This is a genomic window from bacterium, from assembly GCA_037143175.1.
Taxonomy (GTDB): Bacteria; Verrucomicrobiota; Kiritimatiellia; order CAIKKV01; family CAITUY01; genus JAABPW01.
Map to the genome: position 1 here is coordinate 84,458 of JBAWZF010000003.1, position 26,738 is coordinate 111,195.

Consider the following 26,738-nt stretch of genomic DNA (forward strand, 5'->3'; position numbering starts at 1 on the left):
ATGGCGACACCTATCTCCAGTTCCGTGGTGAATGAGTCCCCGATATCGGTCGGGTTCATCAGCTTGGGATGCGCTAAGAATCTTGTGGATTCGGAACACATGGCCGCGGTGTTGCGGGCAGGTGGCGTCACTCTGGCGCGGTCACCGGAAGAAGCCGACATTATTTTAGTCAACACCTGTGGTTTTATTGGAGATGCCAAGGAAGAGTCCATTGATGCCATTTTGCGGGCCTGTACCAGAAAACAGACTGGGGACTGTCGTGCGGTCATTGTGGCTGGTTGTCTGATCCAGCGGTATCAAGCGGAACTCCAGCGGTCGCTTCCTGAAGTGGATGCCTTCATCGGGTTAGATCAACTGCCTGAGATCGCCAAAATAGTCCGCCGGTTGGCAGGGGGGGAGAACCATATCTATCAGGTCTCTTCTGTCTCCAGTAAAGTTTTCAGCCCACTCCCGGAACGAATTCTGCTTACAGGGGGACCGTTTGCGTACGTCAAGATTGCCGAGGGCTGCAATCACAAATGTGCATTTTGCGCTATACCCGGGATTCGAGGGCGTTATCGTTCGCGGCGGATATCGGATATCGTTCGTGAATCCGAGCGGCTGTTGGGGCAGGGGATCCGTGAGTTAAACCTGATATCTCAGGATACTACTCGTTATGGAAGTGACCTTGATGAGGGCACGGATCTACCTAAACTGCTGAGAAGCCTCGGGAAAATCGGAGGGAATTTCTGGATCCGGATTTTATATGGGCATCCAGCCTATTTGAGCGATGAACTATTGGAAACGATGGCGGATATTCCGCAAGCATGTCGTTATCTGGATGTACCGGTCCAGCATGCCCACACTGAAATTTTAACCGCTATGCATCGGACGGGGGGCATCAGGGCTGTGCGGTCATACCCAGAGCGTGCCCGGTCGCGTTTGCCCGGGGTGATATTGCGCACGACCTGTTTGGTTGGTTTTCCGGGAGAGACCCGGGCACATTTTAATGAATTGGAACGGTACGTAAGGGAGTTTGAATTCGACCACTTGGGAGTGTTTGCGTTTTCTCCCGAGGAGAATACCGTTGCGGGGAAATTGCCCGACCAGGTATCTCGTGTAACGGCGGAGCGGCGGCGGCATGCCCTCATGTCCACCCAGCAGGAAATCGCGTTCAAGAAAGCCAAGGCTCATCTTGGGGAAAAGGATGAGGCCCTGTATTTGAAACCGTTACGAAAGGGGGTGTGGATGGCACGTTCGAAAGGTCAAGCTCCCGATGTGGATGGGGTAACTTTGGTGCATCAGGTTAAAGGCAAGGTGCTCCCTGGCAGGATCGCCCAAATTCGATATACAGGTGCGGAGGGATACGATTTAAAGGCAACGCCACTATGATATTTCTCCTGGAATTCGGTTGCTCGAGTGTTGTTCTTTGCTAAATTATTAATCTTATGGCTGAAATGAACCTTCCGAATAAAATTACCGTTGGGCGCATAGGTCTGACGTTTCTCATGGCGGGCTTTCTCACATCGGGCCTTCCCTATGGGAAGACACTTGCACTGATTACCTTCGGGCTGGCGGGGCTATCAGATTGGTTAGATGGAATGCTGGCGCGCCGACTCAAGAAGATTACGATTTTTGGCCAATTGATGGATCCGTTGGCCGATAAGATTTTGGTATGTGCTGCGTTTGTCAGTTTTGTGGCCATCAATCAGATTGTGCCTGCCTGGATTGTCATCACGATCATCAGTCGTGAATTTGTGGTGACGGGGCTGCGTTTGCTGGCGAGCCAGAAAGGGCGGGTCCTTCCAGCTGGACCGTGGGGCAAACATAAGATGATCTGGCAGACGGTCACCATTGTGGTCATCATGCTGGGATTGGCGCTGAAGGAAGAAATTCTGCCCATGTTTCTCGGGGCGGGCGAACATGCCCGGTTAATCGCCGAATATAATATTTATTTTACCAATATGGCGATGTTTCTGTCGCATGCCGTGGCGGCGTTGACGGCGATTTCGGGGGTCATCTATCTCTGGGATGGGCGTGATCTTTATATGGAGCATACGTAATGGCACAAGACTGGAATATCAAATCACGTGCGACCGCCTGTTCGGCGTGTCAAGTAAGTTTTATTGATGGTCAGCCCTATCACACCCGCCTTATTTTCCAGGAACACGATTATAGTCGAGGCGATTATTGCGAGAAATGCTGGGGGGTGGAGGCCGCCGCCCAGCCTCGCTACAGCTCGTGGAAGGGATATTTTAAAATGCCCCCGACGGAGCCTGACCATCGGATCAAAAAAGAAACGGCCGAGTCTCTACTGCGCGAGTTGATAGAGGGGGGCGATGCTGGGCAAACCAGCGTGATCTATATTTTAGCGGTGATGTTGGAGCGTCAGCGTGTGCTAGTTGAGCGTGAGATCCAAAACCTCGAAAATGGAATACGTGTGGTGATCTACGAACACAAGAAGTCGGGAGAAACATTTGCCATCACTGATCCCCAGTTGAAGTTGACCGCTCTTGATGCCGTTCAGAAAGACATCATGGCGTTGCTGACAGGATCAAAATGTTCGACCTCACCATAATTGGCGGATTGATTTTTGATGGAACCGGGGCGCCAGCGCGTCGGGCGGATATCGGCATAACGGGTGAACGAATCACGGCTATCGGAGACCTTCAGAAGGCGGAGTCCCTCGCGAGTATTCAGGCCGAAGGCCAGATGGTTTGCCCCGGGTTTATTGACACCCATTCTCATTCTGACGCCTATCTGCTGATAGAGCCGACGGCACCCAGTAAAGTATATCAAGGCGTCACCACCGAGATCGTGGGCAATTGTGGGGCTTCCGCGGCTCCCTGTCTGGGGGCGGCGCATCTGGCTTCCGACTGGCAGCTTCACACCTATCCCGGCCAATGGAAGACGATGGCTGAGTATCGGCAGGTATTGGCAGCGGTCAAACCTGTACTGAATGTTGTGCCGCTGGTTGGACATAATGTGTTGCGTGCCTCGGTTATGGGATATGAGGGACGAGTGGCCACCGGTGAGGAGTGTACCGAGATGGAGCGGTTGCTGGAGCAGAGTCTCGAAGAAGGGGGACGAGGCCTGAGCTCCGGGTTGATTTACCCGCCGGGAATGTATGCCGCGAGTGAGGAAATTCTCAGGCTGGCCAAAGTGGTTCAACGCAAGGGGGGCATCTATACTTCGCATATGCGGAGTGAAAGCAGTCAGCTGATCGCGGCCCTGAACGAAACGATTGGAGTGGGGCGGAAAACCGGGGTAAGGGTTCAGGTGTCGCATCTCAAGACTTCCGGGCAAGGGAACTGGCATTTGCTGGACGCCGCGTTGGAGACAATAGAATCTGCGCGGCGTGAAGGTGTTGCGGTTGCGGCTGATCGCTATCCCTATATTTCTTCCTGTACGGAACTTGACGTTATTTTTCCAGATTGGGCCACCGAGGGAGGCCGTGAGGTGGAAATGGCCCGACTCAAAAATCCGGAAATAAGGGCACGCCTGAGGGCAGAACTACTGGATGGGCGGTCTGAACGATCCTGGGGCAGCATCACCATCGGATCGACCTCGGAAGCAAATATCCAGTATCGGGGACGGCCACTGGCTGAAGTGGCGGAACTGTTGAAGATGGAACCCGTGGATGCGGCCTTGCATTTAATTGAGACGGATCGCCTGATGACGAGTGCCTTTTTTCAGGGAATGAGCGAGGACAATCTGTGGCGAATCCTGGAACAACCCTGGGTGATGATTGGGTCGGATGCCTCGCTGCGAGCGCCTTATGGCCCACTGAGTCATGATTACCCGCATCCGCGCGCGTATGGCAGTTTCCCAAAATTCCTCCGGGCAGCATTGGATGGTAAGACTGTGTCATTGCCGGAGGCGGTGCGAAAAATGACATCGCTGGCGGCCAAACATTTCATGTTATCGGCGCGGGGTGAACTCCGGGAGGGCTATATGGCCGATGTGACAGTGTTGGATCCCAACACACTCCGGGACTGTGCCACCTACAGCGATCCTCACCGCTTCTCCAGCGGCATTACACATCTTGTGGTGAACGGGGTTACGGTGTTGACGGAGGGACAGTTGACAGGGGCTCGTCCGGGTTCTTGGCTGTAGCAGACTCCAGTGCCCGGCGAATGGCTTCGGCGAGTTGGCGGAGAACCAGTGGCTTCATCAATACTTCCTGGACACCCGCCTGAAGGAGGTCTCGGTCATCCACATTCCGGCTGAATCCCGTGCAGATGAGCGACGGGATATCGGAACGGATGGAGTGGATCTCGTGAATCAAATCCATGCCGGTGAGTCCCGGCATAATCTGATCTGTAATAATGAGGTCAAAGCGGCTCGGATCCTCTCTGAAAAAAGTGAGCGCATCATATGGCCGCATGGAGGTCACCACTTTGTAACCCAATGAAGTGAGCATCTGGGAGGCCATGGTGGTAATTCCCAACTCATCGTCGACGAACAGAATACGTTCTGTGCCCCGGGGAATTCCAGGGGTTTTAACATCAGACTGATCCGTCGCTTGTTCGAGCAGGGGGAGCACAACATGGAAAGTGGTGCCTTTCCCGATTTCACTTTCAACGGTGATGGCGCCCTGAAGAGACGAGATAATCCCGTGGACCACGGCCAATCCCATTCCTGTCCCTTCGCCACTTCGTTTGGTTGTAAAGAAAGGTTCAAAGATACGCTCCAGAACTGCGCGATCCATTCCATGGCCACTGTCACGGACGGTGATTTCGACATAAGTTCCGAAGCGTAATCGGGCCAGTGGGCCGTGGGTACGACCATCCACGAGCAGTTGTTTAATACTGATTTCCAGAACGCCGCCTTTATCTTTCATGGCATGAATGGCGTTGGTGCACAGATTCATGATTACCTGGTGCATTTGGGTGGGATCAGCCTTAACGATATCCCGCTCAGTTTGGACATTGAGAAGCAGCTCGATGTTGGAGAGGATGGAGCCCCGAAGCAGTTGAGAGACTTCCTTTACCAGAGGAATCAGTCGGATGGGTTTAACCTCATGCTCGGTTTGCCGGCTAAAGGTCAGGATCTGTTTAACCAATTCTTTGGCACGATTACTGGCCTTGAGAACTTCCTCGAGGTTGTTCTGGATTGGATCAGTGGGGGGGAGTGTCATCATGGCCATCTCGGTGTAACCGATAATGGGCGTCAGGATATTGTTGAAGTCGTGGGCGATACCTCCGGCAAGGGTGCCGATGGCCTCCATCTTTTGCGCTTGGCGCAAAACTTTCTCGTTTTGTCGAAGGGCATCCTCGGCACGGCGACGATCGGTAATATCCTGAATTTGGAACATGAAACCCTTGGGATTGAAATCATCATCCAGACCGAGATTTGTGATGAGGATATCGAAACTGCACTTTCCGGCTCGAGCAGACGCATATCGTTTTTCATTGCGGAGAAGGTCAAAGTCCAGAGCAGTCTCGTATCGAATGGTTCCACCCTTCATTAAAGTTTGAAGATTTTGTTCTTCAAGGTCATTCAGATTAAATAATTTAGCTTCAGCAAAATGGGAGCGTTCGCTGAAGCCAAACATGGCCAGGGCCGCCTGGTTAACGTCAGTCATAATTTGCATAGGATCGAAGAGAGCAATCCCAATAGGGGCGCGGGCAAAGAAGTCCGAAAAGCGACGCTCTCTTTCCTGTAAGGCCTGCCGGGCTTTTTTTCGGCTGGTGATATCATGAATGGCATAATAGATGACTGGTTTACCGTTATGTTCAAGAATACAAATCAAAGATTCCACGGGAAATTCTGCGCCTGTTTTTGTGCGATAGGATGATTCCACCGTTAGCGTTTCCGATAGTTTGATCTCATCCATAGCGTCCGGAAGGCGCGCGTTACGCCATGTGGACAGAAGTTTTGCGTAGCGGGGCGTGGAGTCGTTGTCAGGGTTGATTTCGATCTGTTTCGGGGTAAGCGCCAGCAATTCCTGCCGGGAGTAACCAAGTCGTGCGCAGGCAGTGGCATTGACATCAATAAACTTTCCAGCGGCTCCCTTTGGGTCAACTCCGTGTACGAGGATCATATCGGGAGTGTGATTGAGAAGTATTTGATACCATTGTTTCAGGTCATTGGCGGTGGCCTCACTATGGATCAGGTCTTCAGTACCTCTCAACAATTGCCGGTTGGCCGCAGTGAGCTTTCCGATCTGATTTTCTGAGGACTTTTTGATCAAGTAAAAAAGTGGAAACAATACTGCGCCTGAAAGAAGCAGACCGAGGATCAGTAACCCGGTGAGGGCTGTGTAGGAGCGGGGCCGGTGATAGCCAGTCCATTTCTCCAACGATTTAAAATAGAGGGAATCGGGGGTGTTTTTAAGAACGATAAGGGCCTTGTCTATAGTCTGGCGTAGTGGCCAATTACGGTCGCGATATACCGCGCACCGGAAATCAGCGGGTGCGGAGGCGGTGGGGGTGGGGGCGAGATCATGCTGCTGACAGTTGAGATCTCCGAAAAGGTGATCGGCAAGACCCACGTCGACTCGTCCGGCGGCAACGGCGGCAAAGACTTCGTCGTAGGAATGCATGGCAATCAATTCAAAGCGGATGCTTGTCGTTTTGAGAAAGTCGAGGAAAGTGCGGGAATAGACATCCTCTTGCACCAGTGCAATCGTTTTTCCCTGCAAGTCCTGGTACGAGGGGAGCAGGGCATTCTGAGGAACATAGAGAGAGGCATAAGAGGCGATAAAACTGGTGGAATAGTCGAGGTTTTCCGCCGTATTGCCAGAGACAGGCAATAGAAGGTCGATTTCCTGGCGTGCAAGTTTGGTGAGGAGGTTGGCGCGGGAATCCACCGCATAGGAAAGGGTCCAGTCATTCCGTTGGGCAATGTCATTGAGGATATCGATAAAAAAACCCTGCGGGGCTTGGCCCGGTTTTTCCACGAAGGCCATAGGGGGTTGAATACAGATGCCAACCTTGACCGGGATAGCGCCCGGAACATGGATCGCCGACGCCAGGCAAAACAAGAATATTGTCACTAATTTCTTCATGAATTCGGTGTAAGTAACCCAGCGAAGACGATAATAGCAGAATACAGGCGGGAGCTACAAAGCTATTTGTGAGATCCTTCAAGCTGACCAATGGCTCGTTTCAGGCAGTTCCTGTCAATGCACCAAGCGCCTGCAACATAGCCTGCGAGCAGGGCATTATCGCAGACGGCATTGATCAGGCGGGGGATTCCCTCAGAGTAACGATAAACGAGATGGAGGGCCTTGGTATCGAAAAATAATCGACCATCTCCCCCGGCGGTTGATAGCCGGTGGGCAATATAACTACCGATCTCGGCCTCGTCCAGGGGACCGAGGTGATAGCGCACGGTGATACGCTGCCGAAGCTGACGGAGGGCCGGATCATTAAGCTTATCCCCCAATTCCGGCTGACCGATGAGTACAATCTGGATCAATTTCTGGTGGGTTGTTTCCAGATTTGAGAGCAGTCGGATTTGCTCCAGCAGTTTAGACGAAAGGATCTGAGACTCATCAATCAGGAGCGCCACATTTTCCTTGGCTTCCATTTTTTTCAGCAGGAAGGTATTGAGGGTTTCGATCAACTTTAACATGTCCTTACCGGCAGTCTTCAAGCCGAAATCCTGAAGGATCGCCCGGATGAGTTGGGTTTCAGTGAGACAGGGGTTGAGAATGAGGGCGGTTTGGACATTCTGGCCGAGTTCCGCGAGGACGGCGCGGCAGAGAGTGGTTTTTCCGGAACCAACCTCACCTGTAAGTTGGATAAAGCCCTTACGTCCGCGGATCCCATACATGACGTGGTTGTAGGCCTCGCGGTGTTGCCGGGACATAAACAAATAGTGTGGATCCGGCGTGATATTAAACGGCGGTTCCTTCAATTTATAGTATTCAAGATACATGGAGCAACCTTAGGGTTAACTAAGACTGCCATATACAAGAGGGAAATAGCCAGAGTCTTTTAGCAGAGACTGATTTTGAAAAGCAACAAGCAGGGGAACCCCGATTTTTATATCAGGAACGACCTGAGGGAAGAGAAAAGGAGAGAAACACTGGTTGAAGAACAAGCTTGACGCGCCCCAAGGCGTTTTAGCATCCTGCACACAGCAAATGGCGTTTGAGCCATATCTTTTTTCCTGCCGGATTGTGTAATGGTAGCACAGCAGACTCTGACTCTGCTTGTCTAGGTTCGAATCCTAGTCCGGCAACCAATATTCCCTTTATTTTCAATGTTTTTACAAGCCACCGGTCACCTTTAAGACCCTTCCGGACACCTTTAAGCATTCGGTATGCCTCAAAATGACCCGGATTGACTGGTGTTGACGTAAGAGTATTGGATGACTGTGTTCTTCTCCGCGGCAAACGAAACGGATGTCCTCCACTCCGATATACGCCATCGCATCCAATCGAGCCCAGGTCGTTGGCGTTGAATAAACCGCTCCCATCACCGTGACCGTAGCACTCCGACTGACGCACACCGGTTGAGCAAGCCGTGGATCAAATGACTGGATTGGCACCAGATCCTTCCCTGCCACCACCGGAGTCAGGTGTTGCCTCGCCCTTCTACCCCTCCCTGGTCGTGGCCTTCACCGGGTCGTGCAAAACAAGGCTCATAAAGATAGTGACTGCTCAAGGCCTTGAACCGATCAGCAATGTAAAGAATTGAAACACCCGTGACTCTTATACAGGGGGCACTCAACAGGGTCTTCATAGATGTGAACCTCATAATTCCTGCGTTGCAAAATACATCGCAAATAGATCAACACAGTAGGATCATCGTCAATTACAATGGCTTTTATGGTCTTCATTCGTACTTATTCCCATCCCGATTCAATCCCGCTGGCCTGTCTGTTGAGGCTGATTTTAGAGTTAATTCTGCAAATGCATACAGCGAAAACCCTGAACTCCGCATCAGGTTTCTCCCGATAGAAACAATTTGGCTTGACGTATATACCATGTTTCTCTAACTTTCTGCCTCTTTTTTGCGGTCAAAAGGGGTATATGTCTACAAATACAGTCGGGGGAAAAATAGCGGAAGCCAGAGCAAGGGTAACTCCATACCTATCCCAGCAGGAACTTGCCAAACGGCTCAAGGATGCTGGGATTGACATCAGCACTGCGGGAGTTGCTGAAATTGAGGCTGGAAAACGTTCCTTGAATTACTATCAAGTAACGGTGCTGGCCTCTATATTGAATACCACTGTCCATCAGCTTCATTCCTGACAGACCTTCAGACGTTTCGATCTAAATTTAATTTTAAGAGAGGTAAATACATCGTGAACAATATAAAAGCCCACAAGAAGATCGGTGAATGGCTCAAGCAGAAAAGAGAGCAGGCGGGACTTTCAAAGGCTGAACTGGCGAAACTGTCAGGTCATCACAAATCATTTGTCGGACGATACGAGGCTGGGCAGAGGCTGGATATCATTCAGTTTACGAAAATCGCCTTAGCCCTGAATGCAAAGCCCTGTGAGGTGATTGAGTCATGTATTGAGGTCAGCAGGAAGTAGTCAAAGAAATCTTGGCTGATGCGGATTACTGTTTCCTGCGGAGATTCTTACGGGATACGCCAGATTTCACCTTCTTCTGGCTCACTGATACGGGACTTGTCATTGCGGTGATCTCTTGGATTATCCCCCGATATACAACCGCCGCATTCTTCCCAAGAGCCTTACACACCCAGTAAAACTCAACCACATCCAGTCGTCGCTTGCCTGTTTCAATCCGCCAGACAAACGAATTCTCCCGTTCCAGTACTTTGGCGAGATCACGTTGCGTCATTCCGGCCTCTGTCCGCATGTCAATAAGCTTCGCAAGAACGTGTCTATATTCAGGACTATGGATTGATTCAGTCATATGCTCTGCCCCCCCCCTTTGAACAAATCGCAAACTTTTTCTTAAATGCGTTTATTATTATACCATTGTGCGGTAACCCACGCAATCGTCCAAATTCCTCTCAATTTCCGCATCACAAAATGGTTATTATCACCGACATTATAATTTCACGGTAAATCAGGGATTTCCTGATAGCCGCAAATTGCGGTTTATACTATTCTGTCCAAGTCAACGAGTGAGGTGGTGAGGTCAGCAATGATACCGAACCCCCCTTTGGTGATGTCTTGGCTATTCCTCCGCAAGCTATAGTGAGAGCATCCCACCACCTCCCGTTGATTTTTATGATTGAAAACACGAGGGATCGACGAGGACTATGAAGGTTATAACAATTGATGATGATCCACTGGTTCTGTTTACGTTGAGTGGAATGTTTTACCGGAGAGGTTATGATGTCTTAACCTATGAAAATCCGCTCTCTTGTCCCACCTATTTGAAGCATTACTAATGAGTGGACAAGAGCAATGGGCTAAAGAATATGGCAGAAAAGCTGTTTCAGGATTACTGATTGGCTTTGGAATATTGTTCATGGTATTGACGCAGCTAATATTTACAAAATTGTCAAAATTCGGATTCGTTCTCAGTATTTGCTTTATTGCAACCGGAGCTGTCATCATGTTTAAAACTCCGTCTCCTAAGCGGTAAAGGGTGTGTTAGGGTTAGTTTTGACAGTAGCCGTAATCCGTTCATTGAATTGCTATCAGGTGACGAGGCTGGCTTCCGTATTGAACACCACAGCGAATCAACTTTTTTCCTGACGCTTCATTTGCCGCCGTCATTCCCTTACACAATCCTAACTTGTGAAAAATTGGGGCATATATTAATCTGTCTTAGTCAATGAGAGAGGTGGCGGGTCTCCCCCGATATCACAGACCCCCTGTGATAGATGAAGTTAGCTGTTCCTCCGCAAGTTATAGACAAAGCATCCCTGCCACCTCCCGTTGATTTTACAATTACCCTTGGGCGACCGTTGACCAGCCATCCTAACAAGGGTAGGGCAAAGGCGTTGATCGTTAAAATTCCGCTATCAGGAATTTCCCGACCCTGTTTTCAGTGTCCCCCTGATGGCGTAAGTTCCAAATATTCCATTTAATGGCTCTCCTTGATTCAAGGAGGTCTGATGTCTTTTGCATACAAAATATTAAAATCGGGTGAGCATGTGAGGATTGTCGTCAGTGGCAAGATCACCCAAAAGGAATGCAAGATGGTGATCAAACGTGTCATGTCCGATCCCCACCGTCATTCCGGCTCAACGGCTCTTATTGACCTGCGGGATGCCACCTATGAACGTGGGGATAAGGCGGAGGTAATAGATATCGCCAAGGCATTGGAGACGTTCCACTCCCTGCTTAAAAACCATATCGCCATCGTAGCCATGCGATCCACCCTTTTTTACGCTGAGATTTTCGCTGCTCATGTCAGGGCGGCAACGCATGCTGGGATCAGGGTTTTCGTGGATATTTCCGCCGCTGAGTCGTTTTGTAAGCATCCAAATCAGGCCAGTCACGCACATTGATGGCTAATTAAAAAAGCAAGATTATGAAAATTGTTTTAGTAGATGATGATCCAACAGTATTAACAATGTTGAGTAAGATTCTTCAACGCAAAGGGCATGAAGTCTTAACCTACAGTAATCCGCTTGAATGTCCTGTGTATGCATCGGCGTTAGGCTCCTGCACCCTTGAAGACAATTGCCCCGACATTATTATTTCAGATGTTGATATGCCCAAAGTGAACGGGTTGAAGTTTATTGAGGCGATTTGCAAAAAGGGGTGTAGGTGCAAAAAATTAGCCCTGATCTCCGGCAAAGGACTGGATCGTGCGGATTTGGATCGAATGGCCAATTATGGAATAAGCTTTTTTACAAAACCCCTCAACTTCAATGAGTTTAATGCATGGATGATGGGGGCAGATCGACTTCTCGCTTGATTCCGCTTATTTTTACTGACTGTCCGTAGGGTAGGGGGGTATTTGACCAATCAGTCCCTTCCTGAGACATGCCTTCCTAAACTGATTAATAATGGGCGGTTTTATGGCAGGTCAATGCGAAGCTGTGAATTTCTCGTAAGCATCAAGCGGAATCCTTCTGCATGGTTTCATCCCCGTCAAAAGTAGCCTTAATTATTTTGTATGTTACGTCCTTCATAGGGGCGTTAGTAGACAAGTTGTGCAGGTCTGACAAGAGGGTCTGTAGGCAGGATGAATGATAATTCCCGCAATTTTCTTAAAGGTGTCCGGTCACCTTTAAGCGGTTTGGCTGACATTGATTACGAGTGCACGGCATTGCGATTTGTCCGTAATAAGAAATTATCTAAATAGACACAACGCCTTGAAGCCCAAATGAAAAAGCCTGATTTATAAGGAACTTATGGGCGTTTATGCTATAAGTCAGCACTATCCGCTAGCACTTAAATATATATAATTAATGGTTTCGAATCCTAGTCCGGCAACCACCTAATCAGTTTCACTCATACCCTTTATTTATAAGGGTTTCCCGTCAGTCTTCATTCAGATCCAAGTACTTACAACATAACCGTTCTGCCCTAAGTCTGCCCCAAAAGCTGAATCGTGTCAGAACCTGTCAATGGGTGAATAACAGCGAAAATCACGGGAGGCGCAATCGTACCTTGGATTTTCTGGTTGGCACAGTCATGTGTTCCTTGATCGTCTTTATATAGTCGGATGGAGAAACAATCTGAATTCCCTTGAACGCTGATACATCCAACAGATGTCGATCCCCTGAAACGATAATGTCGGCCTTTGATTCCAAGGCACACTCCAAGATGATGTTGTCGTTAGGATCTGCGGTGACAACATTAACCCGAACGGCCGGATTGACAATGTCACAGACTGCATGCAATTCCTCAATAATCTGAAATGCTTGTTCCGGAGAAAATCGGAACTTGGGTCGTTCAAGAACGTCACGGAGTTCGTCCAAAATGGCCAAGGACAGAGAGCAATAAACCGAACCGCCGATGACAAGTTCAAGAATTGCACGAGGGGGACCATTGAAAAGGACTGCGGATATCAGGACATTGGTGTCCAGAACAACCCTGTCCCGTTTCATCGTGTTGAGGCCTTTTGCTGCCGATGGGTGTGAATCTCTGCATCGACATCCGCCTCTGTGAGTTGTCCTCGCGCGACAACGCTTTTGCCGTAGGCAAAAAGCTTATCCCAACGCCGCTTACGGTCGATGTACAGCCGGGCCGCTTCCCTTAGCAGTTCAGATCTAGACCTTGATTCGGCCTGCGCGAGCCGGTCAATCTCGGACAACAGACTCCCCTGAAAGGAAATATTTACCGTGGTTGTTTGCATTCTTGCCTCACTTTCTGACAGCAGAGTACATACAATCATTGTATATTGTCAATAATGAGTCATACACTATGGGTGTGACTCATGACTCATCCGAATCCGACCCTAGAAGGTGCAGCAGCTGCCCAATACGGTCTCCTCACCTATCTTTTGGAGCAGAGTTGACAATAGACGAGCGCAAGCGGGATGCGTTTTTTGAACTCAATATGAGGTTCGTGTGTCATTCGTTTCAAGACGAGGTATTCGATGCCCATTTTCTCGCAATCCTCACTTTGACATGGAAGGCGCCGGGCACCGGATCATTGGAGACGACAATCAGATATTCCGGTCAACCCTGGGGCTCTCTCCGGCGGCGTTCCGGCGAATACGACAGTCGTGAATTTTGCAATAGATGTTTTCGTGGATCAGTCCCTTGATTAAAGGAGCGGGCAATGAAGTCCTCAATCCCGTGCAGACGACATGCCGCGACATGGCTGAGAAGCTGATTTGTCAGGCCATATCCATCAAGGTGGTCGGCTTATCAGCCTGGCCAACGACTTACGCGGCAGGTGTCCCGTGATGCCTTCATGCTGTCACATCAAATTCCAGAGTAGTTGATGGGTGATCCCATTGCGATCGCCAAGCGAAACATCGTCCAGACTGATGACGCTCTTGGGGTAGTTGTCGCTGATACGCTCCAAACTACGAAACTCACGGTCAATCACGGCTGAATCTGCGAGGAGATAGCAGACTTGGTGATATCCTTACACTATGAGTAATGCCCTGAGATGTCTTGAATCGGAGTACGGGATATGTAATATTCACTTCAGTGAATCCTTTTGAGGGCACATTATGACAATCAATCAATTCATCGAGAGCGATCCAAGGCGTTGCAACGGGAAGCCCACAGTGGCAGGAACCCGAATTCCCGTCATGGCGGATGACGATCAGATCCTCGCAATGGCCATTGGAACTTCATCCTGATCGGCGTATTATTAAGAAATAGATCGAAAAGAACCCCTCAATTGCTCATCCAGTTCCAATAGGTTTTCATTAGTTCTTTGGTCATACTATCCTGAGGGGAAGATGTTGTAAGGTTGATGATAAGGATGAAAACTCTGAAAGCCATGGTTATTGATGATGATCCTGGTGTATTGCACTATTTGCGGTACATTTTGGAGCGTAGAGGGTATGAGGTGCTCGCCTTTGAAGATTCCTCAAAGTCTCCTCTGCATAAGCGTGGTGGGCGTCCTTGTCAGATGCATGATTCTGAATGTCCTGATCTGATTATTACTGACCTAATAATGCCCCGGGTGAATGGGGTGGATTTATTGGAGTCCGTTGTGAAAAAAGGATGTCGCTGTCGTCATCTCGCCTTGGTTTCTGGAACTGCGATCACTGAAAAGGATTCGAGGCGGATGGCGAAATATGGGGCGCGTTTTTTTTCAAAGCCTCTTGATCTTAGTGATTTTTATAACTGGCTTGAGATGGTTGAGAAAGAGATTGCTGGACGCCCTTCTGTTTAATCATTCCATCCAATCCTCCTTGCATTCGTCGGTACTGATGCCGTTACGTTTGACGGATTGACACGATCCGGAACTACGGGAACGTACTACAAAGTTAACAGGTTGTGATTTTTTCTCCTCACACGCAGTGATCGCTGTCATACTTGCCCCATGTCGGACAATAAATTTATTGAAATTTACACAGATGGTGCCTGTTCCCCGAATCCAGGGAAGGGTGGGTATGGCGCGATTGTGGTGCAAGGGGGGCAGAGGCGGGAACTCTCCGGGGGTTTTCGTAAAACCACTAACAATAGGATGGAAATCCTGGCGGCGATAGAAGGCTTAAAGGCGGTAACCACGGAACAGGAGTCGGGGTTAGGTATCACCATTTTTAGTGATTCCCGCTATCTTGTGGACATGTTTAATGAGGGGCATGCTAGGCGATGGCGTTCAAAAGGGTGGATGCGGGGGCCAAGAGACCGGGCGAAAAATGAGGATTTATGGGGGAGTCTACTCGATTTAGCTTCGAGTCATCGGGTCCAATTCGTGTGGGTAAAGAGTCATAACGAACATCCGGAGAATGAACGGTGCGATCAGCTGGCTGTTGAAGCACGACAGCAATCGATCCTACCGCCAGATGAGGGATATGAGGGCTTGAAGACGGTGGGCAGGGAGCAGTTGCCAGTGGGCAGAGAGCAGGGAGTAGTAAGCAGAGGGCAGTTGCCCGTAAACAGTAAATCTGAAGAGCAATTGGTTATGTTATGAGTTTACTGCCCGCTGCCAACTGCCCACTACTTACTGGCAACTGTCCGCTGCCCACTATTTTGCTCCTCGCTCCGATCCGTGGTGTGACAGATGTTGTCTATCGAAATGCTTTTGCCACATGTTTTGGAGGCCTTGATGGTGCTTTGGCCCCTTTTCTGCAACTTCGTCAGGGACACCCTCTTCGTCCAGCTGAACTTCAGCAAGTGGCCGTGGAGAATAATAACGCATTGCGCACGATTCCTCAGGTTCTGACGAATCATCCCCAAACCTTCTCCGCAGCGATACGGGAGTTAGGCGCGGCAGGTCATGAAGAGGTGAATTGGAATCTGGGGTGTCCCTATCCGACTGTAGTAGGGCGTGGGCGTGGGGCCGGTTTGCTCCCTGACGCGAAGCGTATAGAGGCCATTCTGAATGAAGTCATGAATGAAGCGTCCGTACGGCTTTCTGTTAAACTGCGATTGGGGTATCACGATCCGGACGAATTTGAGGCCATTCTGGAGGTACTGAACCGGTATCCTCTGGCTGATGTGATCCTGCATGCACGAACGGCTGATCAGATGTACGACGGAGAAGTGGATCTTGCGCGGGCCGGACGCGCGCTGGCCCTGTGTCGGCATCCGTTTATTTACAATGGGGATATTACCAGTGTGGAAGGGCTTCTTGAACTGGGGCGAAAACTTCCCGGGACAAAGGCCTGGATGATTGGGAGAGGCGCGTTAAGAAATCCATTTCTGCCTATTCAGATGAAGGGAGCCCCCTTGCCGTCGTCTGATGTCCGTCGCGAGAAGCTTATCAAGTTTCATGGCCTATTGTTCGAAGGCTATAGTCAGTGGGTAAGTGGTCCGCAACACAGATTCGATAAAATGCTGGAGCAATGGGAATATTTATCGCAGGTATTTTTGGATCCAAAGGGGATCTATTCCCGTATTCGGGGCAGTAATCCCGCGAGTTATCTGGCGGCGGTGGAATGGTCCTTCAGGCAGAGTCTATCTTGCTGACATTTTTTTACTTTATTCCTAGCCCAAATCGGTACAATGCGCGGCCTTCCACTTATGAGTGCTGTCAAAAAACATAACTATGATGAGAGCAAGATCAAAACGCTCTCTTCGCTGGATCATATCCGCAAGCGGACCGGCATGTATATTGGCCGCGTGGGGGATGGATCCCATTATGATGACGGTATTTACGTGCTGGTCAAGGAAGTGATGGATAATGCGATTGATGAATTCATCATGGGTTATGGGGAGCGTGTGGTGGTGGCCGTGGAGGGGGCCCGGGTAACAGTCCGGGATTACGGGCGCGGCATTCCGCTTGGGAAAGTGGTGGATTGTGTGTCGCGGATCAATACCGGGGCCAAGTACAATGACGATGTTTTTCAATTCAGTGTGGGCTTGAATGGAGTTGGCACCAAGGCGGTCAACGCGCTTTCTGTGGCGTTCAGGGTGTGCAGTCATCGTGGCGGGGAGTTCGCTTCCGCTGAATTCAAGCGTGGGAAGATGATAAATGAATCCAAAGGGAAGACGGATGAACCGGATGGTACGCTGGTGGTCTTCGAGCCGGATCCGGAAATTTTCGGCAAGGTAGTATTCCTTCCTGAACATCTTAAGCGCCGGATCCAACTCTATACCTATCTGAATGCCCGACTGAAGATCGAATTGAACGGGTCAGTTTTCGTCTCAAAGGAAGGGCTTAAGGATCTTGTGGAGGCGGAAGTGGGGGATGAGGCCCTTTATCCCATTTTGCATTATCGTTCTAAAACTTTGGAGTTGGCCTTTACGCACACCAACCGGTTTGAGGAAGTCTTCCTGTCGTTTGTGAACGGACAATACACCAGTGATGGCGGCACGCATTTGAGTGCCTTCCGGGAGGGGCTGGTTAAAGCGTTTAATGAATATTCCAAAGGCAAGTTTGAGGGGGATGATGTTCGTGAGGGGATGGCTGGCACAATGGCTATCCGTCTGAAGGATCCGGTTTTCGAGTCGCAGACCAAAAACAAACTGGGCAATACTGAAATCCGGAGCGATCTGGTTCAGCAGGTTCGTGATGTTGTGGTGGATTTGCTGCATCGCGATCCGAAGTCTGCCGAAAAGGCGATCCTGAAGATTGAAGAGACGGTCAAGTTGCGCAAAGAACTGCAGTCCATCAAGAAGATGGCGCGCGAGCGTTCCCGCGCCACCTCCATCCGTGTTCCCCAGCTGAAGGATTGTAAGATTCATTTCGACAAGAGTACCGGGGCCGGTGAAGGGACAATGTTGTTCATTACCGAGGGACAATCGGCGGCGGGATCGATCACGAGTTGTCGGGATGTATCCAATCAGGCGGTGTTTACCCTGCGAGGGAAGCCGCTCAATACCTGTGAGCTGAATCGTGATGTGATGTATAAAAACGAAGAACTCTACAACCTCATGCGCAGTTTGGATGTTGAGGAGTCGCCCGAACGAATCCGTTACAACAAGGTGATTCTGGCAACTGATGCTGATGTCGATGGGCTTCATATCCGTAACCTGCTTTTGACGTTTTTCCTGCGATTCTTTGAGCCGATCGTGCATGGCTGTCATGTCTATATCTTGGAGACGCCTTTGTTCCGGGTGCGCAATGCCAAGCGTACGGTGTACTGCTATTCCGAACAGGAGCGCGACACGATGGTGAAAGACATCGGGCGTGGAGCGGAGGTGACCCGGTTCAAGGGTTTAGGTGAGATCTCTCCCGGTGAGTTCAAGCAGTTTATCGGTCCCGACATGCGGCTGACACCGGTCCTGGTGGAAAACCGGCATAGTATTCCCGCGATTCTGAGTTTCTATATGGGGCGGAACACTCCTGAGCGCCGGCAATATATCATGGACAACCTGGTAGTGGAGGCAACTCCGTGAGTGATCAACAGGAATTATTTGGTGATGAGGAGATAGTGGCGCCAGTCCCATCCGGGACACTGGGCGAGACAAAAGGCCGTACCGTCATTCGTGATATTACTGCCGTCGAAGATGGGCCCCTCAAGCGGCTGATTAACGAAAACTTTTTGAATTATGCCTCCTATGTCATCAGGGATCGCGCCATTCCTGATATCGAAGATGGGTTAAAGCCAGTTCAGCGGCGTATTCTGCATTCGTTGATCGAAAACGATGACGGGAAGTTCATCAAGGTAGCCAACATAGTCGGGTATACCATGCAATTTCATCCCCACGGGGACGCCTCGATCGCAGACGCATTGGTGACGCTGGCCAACAAGCTGTATTTAATTGAGGGGCAGGGAAATTTCGGGAATATGTATACCGGTGATCCGGCAGCCGCCTCCCGCTATATTGAGTGTCGCCTGACCGCGCTTGCCCGGGATGAGATTTTTGACGCCGATTTGACGGACTACATTCCTTCCTACGATGGGCGCAAAGAAGAGCCGGTGACGTTGCCAGCCCGAATTCCCTTGCTGCTGCTTCTGGGTGCGGAAGGGATTGCCGTGGGGTTATCCACACGTATTCTAACGCACAACTTCAACGAACTCCTGGAAGCTCAGGTGGCGATTCTACAGAAGCGGTCCTTTGAGGTATATCCGGATTTTCTGCAGGGCGGCTTGATGGATGTGTCCGGTTATGACAAGGGCAAGGGGTATGTCCGTGTCAGGGCGACCATTGAAATTCGCGATGCCCAAACCCTTGTGGTGCGCTCGGTTCCGTTTGGGACCAACACCGACTCCCTGATAGCCTCCATTGAAGAGGCCGCCCGTAAGGGGAAGGTCAAGCTGCGCAGTATCAGTGATTATACGGCGGGCGCGGTTGAGGTAGAAATCCAGTTGCAGCCTGAAGAGGAGGCTGCTCGGGCCGTTGAGACCCTCTATGCATTTACCCAGTGTGAAGTCCAGGTGGCCAGTCGCATTATGGTTATCTGTGGTGGTCGGCCCACCGAAATGGACGTGGAGCAAGTACTCCAGTACAACACGGATCGGTTGCTGGAGTTGCTCAAGCGCCGGCTGAAGGTGCAGCAGAAAAGGTTGACGGAGGAGTTGCACCGCAAGACGCTGATCCAGATTTTTGTTCAAAATCGGGTTTATACGCCCATTGAGTCATGTCAAAGCCATGAGGAAGTGGAGCACGTGGTGAGAACCGGGCTGGTTCCGTTTCTGTCTCAGTTACAGCGTGAAATCACGCATGGTGATATTGAACTGTTGTTAGGCATTCCGATCCGGCGCATATCCCTGTTTGACGTAGCCAAGAATCAGCAGGAGATGGAGTCGATACGTACGGAGTTGGCTGAGTCACGGGAGAATATGGCAAATCTGGTGGGGTATGCCGTGCGTTATTTGCGGCAGCTCCAGAAAAAATATGGTTCACACTTTCCTCGACGGACCCAGATGAAGCGATTCCAAGCGGTCGAGGTTCGTGAACTGACGGCCTCAGAATTGACCATTAATATGGATAAGGCCAAAGGCTATCTGGGCTATAAGATTGTTGGTGCAGTGCTGTTTGAGTGTTCCTCGCTCGATAAGTTGTTATTGGTGTGGAAAGATGGCCGGTATAAGGCTGTGCCGCCACCCGATAAGTTGTTTGTGGATACCGGGCTGATACACAGCGCCATTCTCGATCGGGAGCGGATACTCACGGTGGTCTACAACGAAGACGGCTTCACCCGCATCAAGCGGTTTGCCAGCACCCTTGTGACAAACCGGGAATACCGTTGCATCCCGCGAGGAGCGCATATTCTTTTCTTTTCTGACCAGGAGGTTCCCGTCCTCTACGTTCAATACGATGTGCCTGAAACGACAGCAATCCGTCAGCAGGAATTTGAAACGGCCTCGCTCCCCGTTGCAGGAAGAGATGGCAAGGCCGCGTTGATGTCCTCCAAAAAGATTGCGACCATTGGTGCCACAAAGCCGAAGAAGTGGGATGATGCGCTGACGGGGCCCAAGGGTCAGTACATGAGTTTCGGGTGAGATGAAGTTACGATGGCCAGGGATTTGCCGGTCAATAGGCTCATAAGTTAACCCGATGCAAGCGGAAGCGCCTCAGTATAACAAGCGGAATGGCGCCGCCGAAGAGGAGAAGTTGAAGGAGGGATAGGCCTTCAATCGCTGGTGAGGTAGCGTCCATGATATTCCCACTGATCAGAAGAATGGCAAGCCACAACATTGAGCAATTTACTGTTTGGCTTTGATGGGGTTTTATCCATTGTAGTCCCGAATATCGTTTCTGGTTGAATGGCCAGAATAGTGCGCTGCCAGTGAATCCCCATTGATCCGTAAAAATATGCCAAGTATAGGCGCCACCAGCGATGATGCCGGCAGTCCACCCCAAGACGGTTGTGGTGAGGGCACTAATGGCAAGAGCTGTTATGAGACTGTGGGTCCACTGTTGCTGCCAGGGCATGATCTTAATGGAAACCCTGCCATTGGTTATAGGTTCCGTTTGAAATACGACAGGATAGGCATGAATGAAGATTTTGGTAGTGTGGTCTGGGATAAAGCCCGTGGAAACAGGTTCTGTTGCGTTGTCAGGGATGGATCCGGCAATCAGGACGGATATGGATTGGTTGGCACTGTCAAAATGGATCGTATAAGGCGTCCATTGATCCGTGCCAACGGGGATCGGATAACATACAAACCGGAGATGCCTGCCGGTGTGGTGTGATTGCGAAACTGCATGAGCGAGAGCGGCGGCAATCATGTGAGGTTCTGGTGCTTCAGGTGGGGGGACGATATGGATGCCGGGTTTGCGAAGATACTGTGAAACCCAATGATCCAGCGTATCCGGCAGCATTATGAAGAAGGCGCCCAGCAGGATGGGGATGGGGTTGTTATCCCGGGCAGACTGGACTGCGGAAGGCCAGCATGACGCCCAGGCGATTCCCAGCATGAATTGTGACAGTAGTTTGATTGGAAATGTCCTCTAATATAAATCTGTATATAGACTGATTTCATGGCAGTGTCGATGCTTGAGTTCGTATTTGACACTCTGCCCACGCGGCTCACGCAAGGTTCGCCCTCCAAAAGCAAGGTAAAGACCATTATGTTGGATGGCGAAGCTTGCCTGAGCCGCATCGTTGCGGGGTGCCGGGGGAAGGGCATCGAATCTTGACGGCGCGCGGGCTGGTTGCCATTATTCCGCCTATGTCAGAACAACATGAAATCTTGGATATCCAGCAGCAGTTGGTGAAAAGCAGTTTGTCGCCGATGCAGAAGTATCTGGCACTGGTTATTGGGCGGGGGAGCTGGTTAACGTTGATGAAGTATGAAGTCATCATTCTCTTATGCTCTACGATTCCCGGTGCTTTGGGGCTGGTATTGCGCAAAGCGCTTTATCCGCGGCTACTTAAGAAATGCGGGCGGAACGTGGTTTTTGGGGCGAATATTGTTTTACGGCACCCTAAAAAGATTATTATTGGAGATAACGTGGTGATTGATGATAACTGCCTGCTTGATGCAAAGGGTGACACCAACGCAGGGATTGTGATCGGGTCGGGCGTATTTATCGGGCGTAATACCATCCTGCACTGCAAGAATGGCGATATTATTCTTGGTGACGATGTGAATATTGGTTTTAACTGCGATATTGCCTCGTCCGACAGGGTTGAGATTGGGCGCAAGGTTTTGGTTGCGGCCTATAGTTATATTGTGGGAGGGGGGCACGATTTTTCGCGATCCGACACCTCTGTGATGGACCAGAAGCGGACGGCCAAGGGAATCTTTATCGCTTCTGAGGCGTGGATCGGCGCTGGGGTGATTGTTCAGGATGGGTGCAATATTGGGGAAGGAACGATTGTGGGCGCGGGTGCCGTGGTGACGGAAAGTCTGCCAGAAAAAGTGGTGGCGGTAGGACTGCCAGCCAGAGTTTTGCGAGCTCGTGATAGCGGGGGGGTGTAATGAAATCGGAGAGACATGTTCAGTTACACAATGAATTGAAGCGTGAGATGGAGGCCCGGCAGGCGGGGTATAGGATGCGCGCGCTGAAACTATTTCCGCATGTTTGTGGTCGTTGCGGCCGTGAATTTGAAGGTAAACGGATGCGCGAACTGACGGTTCATCACAAAGATTTCAATCATGACAATAATCCGCCCAATGGGAGTAACTGGGAGCTGCTCTGTATTTACTGTCATGACGATGAACATGCTCCGGATAGCCTACGTTCCATGGGGGATGGACCTTCGACAGTGTCAACCATGAAGCCGTCGCCCATTGTCAATCCCTTTGAGGGGCTGGACAAGCTCATCAAGTAGAGGGATACCACGTCTACTTTTTGCGTTGATACTCTTCAATCGTCTTGAGGGCGCAAAAATTTTCAAGCCCGGCCATGGATTTGATAACAACGGGGATGCCTGATTCGCGCAGGAGTGCGATGGGGTTTAAACCTCCGTAGACAATGAGCCCCGCATGCCCTTCAGAGACAGGGACGCCCAGTACTGCCTGATTGGGCTGCCCCAGTTCCACAATCCCTCCCAGCCCCATGTTGCGCATTTTACGTGCGATTTCTTTCACATCATCCAATGCGGCAGTGGGGATTTCACGAAATCCGGCACAAAGGATGCCATTACCGGTAAGGATCACGTCCCGGACGCGAGTCATGTTGGCCTGGATGAAAATCTCCAGAGGATCAAGTGTGGTACCGCCGTATTCGATAAGTTCAACGAATCGGATTGGAATCCGGTTCTTAACTTCGATTAAGCCGCTGAACCGTGCCTTAACCGGGATCCCTTCGTGCAAAAGGGCCCCGCTCACCGTTACACTGCAAACGGTTCCGATAGAAATGTAGTTTTTGGGAGCGATTGTGCCGGCAATGGGCTCGCCTGGCTGGGCAATAATGATGCGGGGACTGATGGCGAAGTTGTGACGGAAGGCCAGTTTCATCTCATTCAGGGCGCGGGAAAGATGTTCCGGTTGAATTAGCGAAATGTTGATCACTACCGTTCCGGCTTTCAAAGAGGGGCGAAATGACATCCTGTAGGAGAGATTGTCTACTCGGGATGCGACAACTCCGACTTTGTTGACAATATTGGCGCGCGACAACTCTTCGCGCCCCTTGTCAGTAATTAGCCGCCCTGTCCGACGGCTCACCTGGGTTGTGAGGCCCGATGCATCCAGGGCGAGGAGATGGAAACGGATAGTTCTAGGTTGAACCTCCAGGCCGGAGGACAAAAGGGCTCCCTGAATTTTTGCCGCCCCAATCGGATGAGAGGTATCGTTCAAAATCTTCAGGATTGCCAAGCGGGTCTTTTCTTTTTTCGTCATCGCGTCGTCCTTTTCTCACTCGCTTCTGATAATAATACGGCAAAAGGGCCGTTTGAATTGCAAGATACGAATCACTATTCGCTTTGCTATCGGTTTTCGCAATAAATATATTACGGCAAGTAGATGCCGTAATAAACAATAGGAGACCATGAATGAATAAGTATGTAGAGACAGTTTTGGAGCAAACGAAACGCAAAAATTCGGAGCAGGTAGAATTTATTCAGGCCGTTACAGAAGTGATGGAGTCCATCTCGCCAGTGATGGAACGTCATAAGAAGTATCAGGATCATGCGATTCTGGAACGTATAGTGGAGCCCGAGCGGGTGATTATGTTCCGCGTGCCGTGGCAGGATGACAAAGGTCGTTTTCAAGTCAACCGTGGTTTCCGCGTTCAGTTCAACAGCGCGATTGGTCCTTATAAAGGCGGCCTGCGTTTTCATCCCTCGGTCAATCTGGGCATCATTAAGTTTCTCGGGTTTGAGCAGATCTTCAAAAACTCACTGACCACGCTCCCCATGGGTGGCGGCAAGGGCGGTACGGATTTTGATCCCAAGGGTAAGTCTGATGCAGAGGTCATGCGCTTCTGTCAGTCGTTCATCACTGAATTGTACCGCCATGTGGGTGGGGACACTGATGTCCCAGCTGGTGATATAGGCGTAGGGGGGCGTGAAATTGGGTTCATGTTCGGTCAGTACAAGCGTATTAAGAATGAGTTCGTTGGCGTACTGACAGGCAAGGGGCTCAAGTGGGGCGGCTCGTTGATCAGGCCTGAAGCGACCGGATATGGGGCGGTTTATTTCGCCCAGGAAATGCTGGCCAAGCGTGGGGACTCGATGAAGGGGAAGGTTTGTACCGTGTCTGGTTCCGGTAACGTGGCGCAGTACACTATCGAGAAAATCAACCAGTTGGGTGGCAAGTGCGTCTCGGTTTCTGACTCCAACGGCACCATCTATGATCCCACAGGCATAACGGCCGAGAAGCTGGCATTCATTATGGAGCTCAAGAATGTCAAGCGAGGTCGCATCAAGGACTATGCTGATAAATTTGGGTGTCAGTACAAGGATGGAGAGCGCCCGTGGAGCATCAAGTGTGACTGCGCATTCCCGTCGGCGACGCAAAATGAAGTTTCGGGCGATGACGCGAAGGTGCTTGTCAAGAATGGCTGCAAGCTGGTGGCGGAAGGGGCAAACATGCCGACCGACCCGGATGGTGTGGAAGTCTTCCTGAAAGCCAAAGTGATGTTTGGCCCGGGCAAAGCGGCCAATGCTGGCGGAGTGGCGACCTCAGGTCTTGAAATGTCGCAGAACTCGATGCGGCTATCCTGGTCGCGTGAGGAAGTCGATCAGAAGTTGAATGGTATTATGAAGTCCATTCATGCCAATGCGTATGCGGCGTCCGAGGAATATGGTGATGCTGGCAACTACGTGTTGGGCGCCAATATTGCCGGTTTCGTTAAAGTTGCCGACGCGATGATTGACCAAGGTCTGGTTTAAGCTACCGGGCTTTCTGGCAAGTGTAACGGGACGTCTTAACAGGCGTCCCGTTCTTTTTTGCTGACATTTTGAGAGATTGACTTTAGCCCTGTTTATAGGCCATTATTTACCCCTCAAAAGGGAGTTTAGCTATGGCGTTTAGAGTAGAAATCATACCGTTCGTAATCGTGGTGATAGTGTTGGGTGCCTTGCTGTGCGGTGTTCTTCGCCTGGCGCGGGTGTCGTGGCGTAAAGCGTTTGTATTCAGCGGGATAGTCACGGTAATTCTGATCGGGTATTTATTGGTGTTCTTTCGTGATCCCGTGAGAACGCCTTCGCCTGATCCACAGGATATCATGGCTGGGGCTGAGGGCAAAATCATGTCGATCGTTGAGGTGGACGAGCCTGAGTTTCTCAAAACTAAGGCGGTTCGGATCAGCATTTTCTTGAGTTTGATCGATGTGCATGTGAACCGTGCGCCGATAGAAGGAACGATTGTGCATGCCCAATATTATCCGGGTGCCCGCTTTTTCACTTTTGAGGAAAAGTCATCTGAGCTGAATCAGCATAGCTCGATTGTGATTCACAACGCCAAGACCACTTGTCTGGTCAAACAGATTGTCGGGCCGGTCGCGCGTCGGGTGGTTTACTGGGTCGAGCCTGGCCAAATTGTTAAGAAGGGGGATGCGATTGGCATGATGAAATTCGGGTCGAGACTCGATATGTATTTTCCGCGTGATGATGTGGATGTGTTGGTTAAAAAGGGCGATAAGGTTCGCGCCGGTGAGACAGTCGTTGCCCAACTCAAGAAATAAGGACAGTTATGAAGACAGTCATCACCTGGCGTCAATTGATCCCGATCTCCATCACGTTGCTGGCAATGTTGTGTGGTTTTTTCAGCATTTTGGTCACTGTGGAAAGTATGAACGAAACGCTGGAGAAGGCGGGTGCCATGCATCGGTGGTCGGCTTTGCTGATCATGCTGGCTATGATTCTGGATGGGATTGACGGGAATGTGGCCCGCAAGCTGAAGGGGTGTACTGAAATTGGTGCAGAACTGGACACCTATGTGGATATGACCGCTTTTGGCATTGCGCCCGCCGTCTTGATTTATGTGGTGATGTTGACGGGGTCGGTTCCGCAAGATTCAGAGCGAATTTTCTGGCGGGTGGCTATGACGGCTGTAGTGGTGCTTTCCGGCGTGGTTCGATTGGCCCGCTTCAAGGCTCACGATCCCGATCGCGGGCAGGGCGGCTACACCGGGTTGCCGATTACGGCCTGCGCGGGGTGGGTGGCCATGATTGTTTTCATCAGTCAAAGCGAACCATTTGAGAAGTATTCCTTGAACTCCGGCTGGGTAGCGGGCCTTTTTCTGGTCGGAGTGCTCATTTTCATCAGTTTGCAGGTATCAAATGTGCGTTATCCGAAACCGACCAAGCATCCGGCTTTGTTCATTCCCATGGTGATTATGGTGTGTGTACTGTTTGGACCGCAGAAGATTGCCGTTCCGGCTGCTGTGTTTATGATTCTCATGGTACTCGGCTATATCGCGTTTGGGCCGTTTTATATGCGGCAGTTGTCGCGGCGTGAGGCTTTAGGAAAAGCAGCGCAGCCGTCTGATGCTAACAGGAATGGATAAC

29 protein-coding genes, 1 tRNA gene and 1 pseudogene are annotated in these 26,738 nt (G+C 50.5%); 22 read left to right on the plus strand and 9 right to left on the minus strand.

The features are described 5' to 3' along the window. Genes rimO through WCI03_02140 form a run of 4 tightly spaced genes read left to right on the plus strand, consistent with a single transcriptional unit; the run spans position 1 to position 4,095 of the window. Entirely contained in the window at positions 1-1,371 is a 1,371-nt protein-coding gene (rimO, locus tag WCI03_02125; protein ID MEI8138647.1) for a 30S ribosomal protein S12 methylthiotransferase RimO, read from the plus strand. A gap of 56 nt (positions 1,372-1,427) precedes the next feature. Next, complete coding sequence (pgsA, locus tag WCI03_02130; protein MEI8138648.1) at positions 1,428-2,042, plus strand: CDP-diacylglycerol--glycerol-3-phosphate 3-phosphatidyltransferase; 615 nt, start codon at positions 1,428-1,430, stop codon at positions 2,040-2,042. Further along, complete coding sequence (locus WCI03_02135) at positions 2,042-2,557, plus strand: hypothetical protein (GenBank protein ID MEI8138649.1); 516 nt, start codon at positions 2,042-2,044, stop codon at positions 2,555-2,557. The genes pgsA and WCI03_02135 overlap by 1 nt, the downstream gene beginning before the upstream one ends. Continuing rightward, positions 2,539-4,095, plus strand: coding sequence for a D-aminoacylase (locus WCI03_02140; GenBank protein ID MEI8138650.1), 1,557 nt, complete (start codon positions 2,539-2,541; stop codon positions 4,093-4,095). Before WCI03_02135 ends, WCI03_02140 begins: the two co-directional genes overlap by 19 nt. On the opposite strand, the gene WCI03_02145 is transcribed toward WCI03_02140, so the two are convergent. After that, positions 4,040-6,991, minus strand: a complete 2,952-nt coding sequence (locus WCI03_02145) for an ATP-binding protein (protein MEI8138651.1) — start codon at positions 6,989-6,991, stop codon at positions 4,040-4,042. The two genes, WCI03_02140 and WCI03_02145, sit on opposite strands and share 56 nt — an antisense overlap. Positions 6,992-7,053: 62 nt before the next feature. Next, on the minus strand, positions 7,054-7,866 hold the full coding sequence (locus tag WCI03_02150) for an AAA family ATPase (GenBank protein ID MEI8138652.1): 813 nt from the start codon (positions 7,864-7,866) through the stop codon (positions 7,054-7,056). A 235-nt stretch (positions 7,867-8,101) separates the two neighbouring features. Between WCI03_02150 and WCI03_02155 the strand changes: the two genes are divergently transcribed. Then, positions 8,102-8,175, plus strand: a tRNA-Gln gene (locus tag WCI03_02155). 332 nt (positions 8,176-8,507) lie between these two features. Here the strand turns inward: WCI03_02155 and WCI03_02160 are convergent. Further along, a complete protein-coding gene (locus tag WCI03_02160) occupies positions 8,508-8,675 on the minus strand; it encodes a hypothetical protein (GenBank protein ID MEI8138653.1) in 168 nt (55 codons plus the stop codon). A 290-nt stretch (positions 8,676-8,965) separates the two neighbouring features. On the opposite strand from WCI03_02160, the gene WCI03_02165 reads away from it, so the two are divergent. Continuing rightward, complete coding sequence (locus tag WCI03_02165; GenBank protein ID MEI8138654.1) at positions 8,966-9,187, plus strand: helix-turn-helix transcriptional regulator; 222 nt, start codon at positions 8,966-8,968, stop codon at positions 9,185-9,187. Between the two features lie 53 nt (positions 9,188-9,240). Further along, positions 9,241-9,474, plus strand: coding sequence for a helix-turn-helix transcriptional regulator (locus WCI03_02170; GenBank protein MEI8138655.1), 234 nt, complete (start codon positions 9,241-9,243; stop codon positions 9,472-9,474). A gap of 25 nt (positions 9,475-9,499) precedes the next feature. On the opposite strand, the gene WCI03_02175 is transcribed toward WCI03_02170, so the two are convergent. After that, a complete protein-coding gene (locus tag WCI03_02175) occupies positions 9,500-9,820 on the minus strand; it encodes a helix-turn-helix transcriptional regulator (protein ID MEI8138656.1) in 321 nt (106 codons plus the stop codon). 352 nt (positions 9,821-10,172) lie between these two features. Between WCI03_02175 and WCI03_02180 the strand changes: the two genes are divergently transcribed. The 3 genes from WCI03_02180 (at position 10,173) to WCI03_02190 (ending at position 11,785) form a co-directional block, all read left to right on the plus strand. Then, the gene (locus tag WCI03_02180; protein MEI8138657.1) at positions 10,173-10,304 is read left to right on the plus strand and encodes a hypothetical protein; all 132 of its coding nucleotides are present in this window, start codon (positions 10,173-10,175) and stop codon (positions 10,302-10,304) included. Between the two features lie 672 nt (positions 10,305-10,976). Further along, positions 10,977-11,372, plus strand: coding sequence for a hypothetical protein (locus WCI03_02185; GenBank protein MEI8138658.1), 396 nt, complete (start codon positions 10,977-10,979; stop codon positions 11,370-11,372). A gap of 23 nt (positions 11,373-11,395) precedes the next feature. Further along, complete coding sequence (locus WCI03_02190; GenBank protein MEI8138659.1) at positions 11,396-11,785, plus strand: response regulator; 390 nt, start codon at positions 11,396-11,398, stop codon at positions 11,783-11,785. Positions 11,786-12,461: 676 nt separating this feature from the next. Here the strand turns inward: WCI03_02190 and WCI03_02195 are convergent. The 3 genes from WCI03_02195 to WCI03_02205 all read right to left on the minus strand — a co-directional run bounded on the left by WCI03_02195 (position 12,462) and on the right by WCI03_02205 (position 13,872). Then, positions 12,462-12,923 (minus strand): putative toxin-antitoxin system toxin component, PIN family, encoded by a 462-nt coding sequence (locus WCI03_02195; GenBank protein MEI8138660.1) that lies wholly within the window; start codon positions 12,921-12,923, stop codon positions 12,462-12,464. Continuing rightward, positions 12,920-13,171, minus strand: coding sequence for a ribbon-helix-helix domain-containing protein (locus WCI03_02200; GenBank protein ID MEI8138661.1), 252 nt, complete (start codon positions 13,169-13,171; stop codon positions 12,920-12,922). The genes WCI03_02195 and WCI03_02200 overlap by 4 nt, the downstream gene beginning before the upstream one ends. A 569-nt stretch (positions 13,172-13,740) precedes the next feature. Next, positions 13,741-13,872, minus strand: coding sequence for a hypothetical protein (locus tag WCI03_02205; protein MEI8138662.1), 132 nt, complete (start codon positions 13,870-13,872; stop codon positions 13,741-13,743). Positions 13,873-13,999: 127 nt separating this feature from the next. Here WCI03_02205 and WCI03_02210 point away from each other — a divergent pair, with 127 nt between their 5' ends. The 6 genes and pseudogenes from WCI03_02210 (at position 14,000) to WCI03_02235 (ending at position 20,338) form a co-directional block, all read left to right on the plus strand. Next, positions 14,000-14,131 (plus strand): DUF433 domain-containing protein, encoded by a 132-nt coding sequence (locus WCI03_02210; GenBank protein MEI8138663.1) that lies wholly within the window; start codon positions 14,000-14,002, stop codon positions 14,129-14,131. A gap of 125 nt (positions 14,132-14,256) precedes the next feature. Then, complete coding sequence (locus tag WCI03_02215) at positions 14,257-14,673, plus strand: response regulator (protein MEI8138664.1); 417 nt, start codon at positions 14,257-14,259, stop codon at positions 14,671-14,673. Positions 14,674-14,823: 150 nt separating this feature from the next. Beyond that, positions 14,824-15,315: pseudogene (gene rnhA, locus WCI03_02220) on the plus strand (ribonuclease HI). A gap of 98 nt (positions 15,316-15,413) precedes the next feature. After that, a complete protein-coding gene (locus WCI03_02225) occupies positions 15,414-16,415 on the plus strand; it encodes a tRNA-dihydrouridine synthase family protein (GenBank protein MEI8138665.1) in 1,002 nt (333 codons plus the stop codon). A 54-nt stretch (positions 16,416-16,469) separates the two neighbouring features. Continuing rightward, on the plus strand, positions 16,470-18,287 hold the full coding sequence (locus WCI03_02230; GenBank protein MEI8138666.1) for a toprim domain-containing protein: 1,818 nt from the start codon (positions 16,470-16,472) through the stop codon (positions 18,285-18,287). Then, a complete protein-coding gene (locus tag WCI03_02235; GenBank protein ID MEI8138667.1) occupies positions 18,284-20,338 on the plus strand; it encodes a DNA topoisomerase IV subunit A in 2,055 nt (684 codons plus the stop codon). Before WCI03_02230 ends, WCI03_02235 begins: the two co-directional genes overlap by 4 nt. 40 nt (positions 20,339-20,378) lie before the next feature. Here the strand turns inward: WCI03_02235 and WCI03_02240 are convergent, their stop codons facing one another. Further along, positions 20,379-21,257: a hypothetical protein gene (locus tag WCI03_02240; protein ID MEI8138668.1), complete on the minus strand. Its 879-nt coding sequence runs from the start codon at positions 21,255-21,257 to the stop codon at positions 20,379-20,381. Between the two features lie 63 nt (positions 21,258-21,320). On the opposite strand from WCI03_02240, the gene WCI03_02245 reads away from it, so the two are divergent. Genes WCI03_02245 through WCI03_02255 form a run of 3 tightly spaced genes read left to right on the plus strand, consistent with a single transcriptional unit; the run spans position 21,321 to position 22,617 of the window. Continuing rightward, positions 21,321-21,479: a hypothetical protein gene (locus WCI03_02245; GenBank protein ID MEI8138669.1), complete on the plus strand. Its 159-nt coding sequence runs from the start codon at positions 21,321-21,323 to the stop codon at positions 21,477-21,479. A 32-nt stretch (positions 21,480-21,511) separates the two neighbouring features. Continuing rightward, positions 21,512-22,264, plus strand: a complete 753-nt coding sequence (locus tag WCI03_02250; GenBank protein MEI8138670.1) for an acyltransferase — start codon at positions 21,512-21,514, stop codon at positions 22,262-22,264. After that, entirely contained in the window at positions 22,264-22,617 is a 354-nt protein-coding gene (locus tag WCI03_02255; GenBank protein ID MEI8138671.1) for a YajD family HNH nuclease, read from the plus strand. Before WCI03_02250 ends, WCI03_02255 begins: the two co-directional genes overlap by 1 nt. 13 nt (positions 22,618-22,630) lie before the next feature. Here the strand turns inward: WCI03_02255 and WCI03_02260 are convergent, their stop codons facing one another. Further along, complete coding sequence (locus WCI03_02260) at positions 22,631-23,626, minus strand: NrpR regulatory domain-containing protein (GenBank protein ID MEI8138672.1); 996 nt, start codon at positions 23,624-23,626, stop codon at positions 22,631-22,633. Positions 23,627-23,778: 152 nt separating this feature from the next. On the opposite strand from WCI03_02260, the gene gdhA reads away from it, so the two are divergent. The 3 genes from gdhA to WCI03_02275 all read left to right on the plus strand — a co-directional run bounded on the left by gdhA (position 23,779) and on the right by WCI03_02275 (position 26,737). After that, positions 23,779-25,119 (plus strand): NADP-specific glutamate dehydrogenase, encoded by a 1,341-nt coding sequence (gene gdhA / locus WCI03_02265; protein MEI8138673.1) that lies wholly within the window; start codon positions 23,779-23,781, stop codon positions 25,117-25,119. Positions 25,120-25,250: 131 nt separating this feature from the next. Beyond that, positions 25,251-25,913: a phosphatidylserine decarboxylase gene (locus WCI03_02270; GenBank protein ID MEI8138674.1), complete on the plus strand. Its 663-nt coding sequence runs from the start codon at positions 25,251-25,253 to the stop codon at positions 25,911-25,913. 8 nt (positions 25,914-25,921) lie between these two features. Continuing rightward, positions 25,922-26,737, plus strand: a complete 816-nt coding sequence (locus WCI03_02275; GenBank protein ID MEI8138675.1) for a CDP-alcohol phosphatidyltransferase family protein — start codon at positions 25,922-25,924, stop codon at positions 26,735-26,737. The last annotated feature ends 1 nt before the right edge of the window (position 26,738 follow it).

What these genes read in the sequence shown, in the direction of transcription:
- rimO (MEI8138647.1), top strand. Translation starts at nt 1, where the DNA reads ATGGCGACACCTATCTCCAGTTCCGTGGTGAATGAGTCCCCGATATCG.
- pgsA (MEI8138648.1), top strand. Translation starts at nt 1,428, where the DNA reads ATGGCTGAAATGAACCTTCCGAATAAAATTACCGTTGGGCGCATAGGT.
- WCI03_02135 (MEI8138649.1), top strand. Translation starts at nt 2,042, where the DNA reads ATGGCACAAGACTGGAATATCAAATCACGTGCGACCGCCTGTTCGGCG.
- WCI03_02140 (MEI8138650.1), top strand. Translation starts at nt 2,539, where the DNA reads ATGTTCGACCTCACCATAATTGGCGGATTGATTTTTGATGGAACCGGG.
- WCI03_02145 (MEI8138651.1), bottom strand. Translation starts at nt 6,991, where the DNA reads ATGAAGAAATTAGTGACAATATTCTTGTTTTGCCTGGCGTCGGCGATC.
- WCI03_02150 (MEI8138652.1), bottom strand. Translation starts at nt 7,866, where the DNA reads ATGTATCTTGAATACTATAAATTGAAGGAACCGCCGTTTAATATCACG.
- WCI03_02160 (MEI8138653.1), bottom strand. Translation starts at nt 8,675, where the DNA reads ATGAAGACCCTGTTGAGTGCCCCCTGTATAAGAGTCACGGGTGTTTCA.
- WCI03_02165 (MEI8138654.1), top strand. Translation starts at nt 8,966, where the DNA reads ATGTCTACAAATACAGTCGGGGGAAAAATAGCGGAAGCCAGAGCAAGG.
- WCI03_02175 (MEI8138656.1), bottom strand. Translation starts at nt 9,820, where the DNA reads ATGACTGAATCAATCCATAGTCCTGAATATAGACACGTTCTTGCGAAG.
- WCI03_02180 (MEI8138657.1), top strand. Translation starts at nt 10,173, where the DNA reads ATGAAGGTTATAACAATTGATGATGATCCACTGGTTCTGTTTACGTTG.
- WCI03_02185 (MEI8138658.1), top strand. Translation starts at nt 10,977, where the DNA reads ATGTCTTTTGCATACAAAATATTAAAATCGGGTGAGCATGTGAGGATT.
- WCI03_02190 (MEI8138659.1), top strand. Translation starts at nt 11,396, where the DNA reads ATGAAAATTGTTTTAGTAGATGATGATCCAACAGTATTAACAATGTTG.
- WCI03_02195 (MEI8138660.1), bottom strand. Translation starts at nt 12,923, where the DNA reads ATGAAACGGGACAGGGTTGTTCTGGACACCAATGTCCTGATATCCGCA.
- WCI03_02200 (MEI8138661.1), bottom strand. Translation starts at nt 13,171, where the DNA reads ATGCAAACAACCACGGTAAATATTTCCTTTCAGGGGAGTCTGTTGTCC.
- WCI03_02210 (MEI8138663.1), top strand. Translation starts at nt 14,000, where the DNA reads ATGACAATCAATCAATTCATCGAGAGCGATCCAAGGCGTTGCAACGGG.
- WCI03_02215 (MEI8138664.1), top strand. Translation starts at nt 14,257, where the DNA reads ATGAAAACTCTGAAAGCCATGGTTATTGATGATGATCCTGGTGTATTG.
- WCI03_02225 (MEI8138665.1), top strand. Translation starts at nt 15,414, where the DNA reads ATGAGTTTACTGCCCGCTGCCAACTGCCCACTACTTACTGGCAACTGT.
- WCI03_02230 (MEI8138666.1), top strand. Translation starts at nt 16,470, where the DNA reads ATGAGTGCTGTCAAAAAACATAACTATGATGAGAGCAAGATCAAAACG.
- WCI03_02240 (MEI8138668.1), bottom strand. Translation starts at nt 21,257, where the DNA reads ATGCTGGGAATCGCCTGGGCGTCATGCTGGCCTTCCGCAGTCCAGTCT.
- WCI03_02245 (MEI8138669.1), top strand. Translation starts at nt 21,321, where the DNA reads ATGGCAGTGTCGATGCTTGAGTTCGTATTTGACACTCTGCCCACGCGG.
- WCI03_02250 (MEI8138670.1), top strand. Translation starts at nt 21,512, where the DNA reads ATGTCAGAACAACATGAAATCTTGGATATCCAGCAGCAGTTGGTGAAA.
- WCI03_02255 (MEI8138671.1), top strand. Translation starts at nt 22,264, where the DNA reads ATGAAATCGGAGAGACATGTTCAGTTACACAATGAATTGAAGCGTGAG.
- WCI03_02260 (MEI8138672.1), bottom strand. Translation starts at nt 23,626, where the DNA reads ATGACGAAAAAAGAAAAGACCCGCTTGGCAATCCTGAAGATTTTGAAC.
- gdhA (MEI8138673.1), top strand. Translation starts at nt 23,779, where the DNA reads ATGAATAAGTATGTAGAGACAGTTTTGGAGCAAACGAAACGCAAAAAT.
- WCI03_02270 (MEI8138674.1), top strand. Translation starts at nt 25,251, where the DNA reads ATGGCGTTTAGAGTAGAAATCATACCGTTCGTAATCGTGGTGATAGTG.
- WCI03_02275 (MEI8138675.1), top strand. Translation starts at nt 25,922, where the DNA reads ATGAAGACAGTCATCACCTGGCGTCAATTGATCCCGATCTCCATCACG.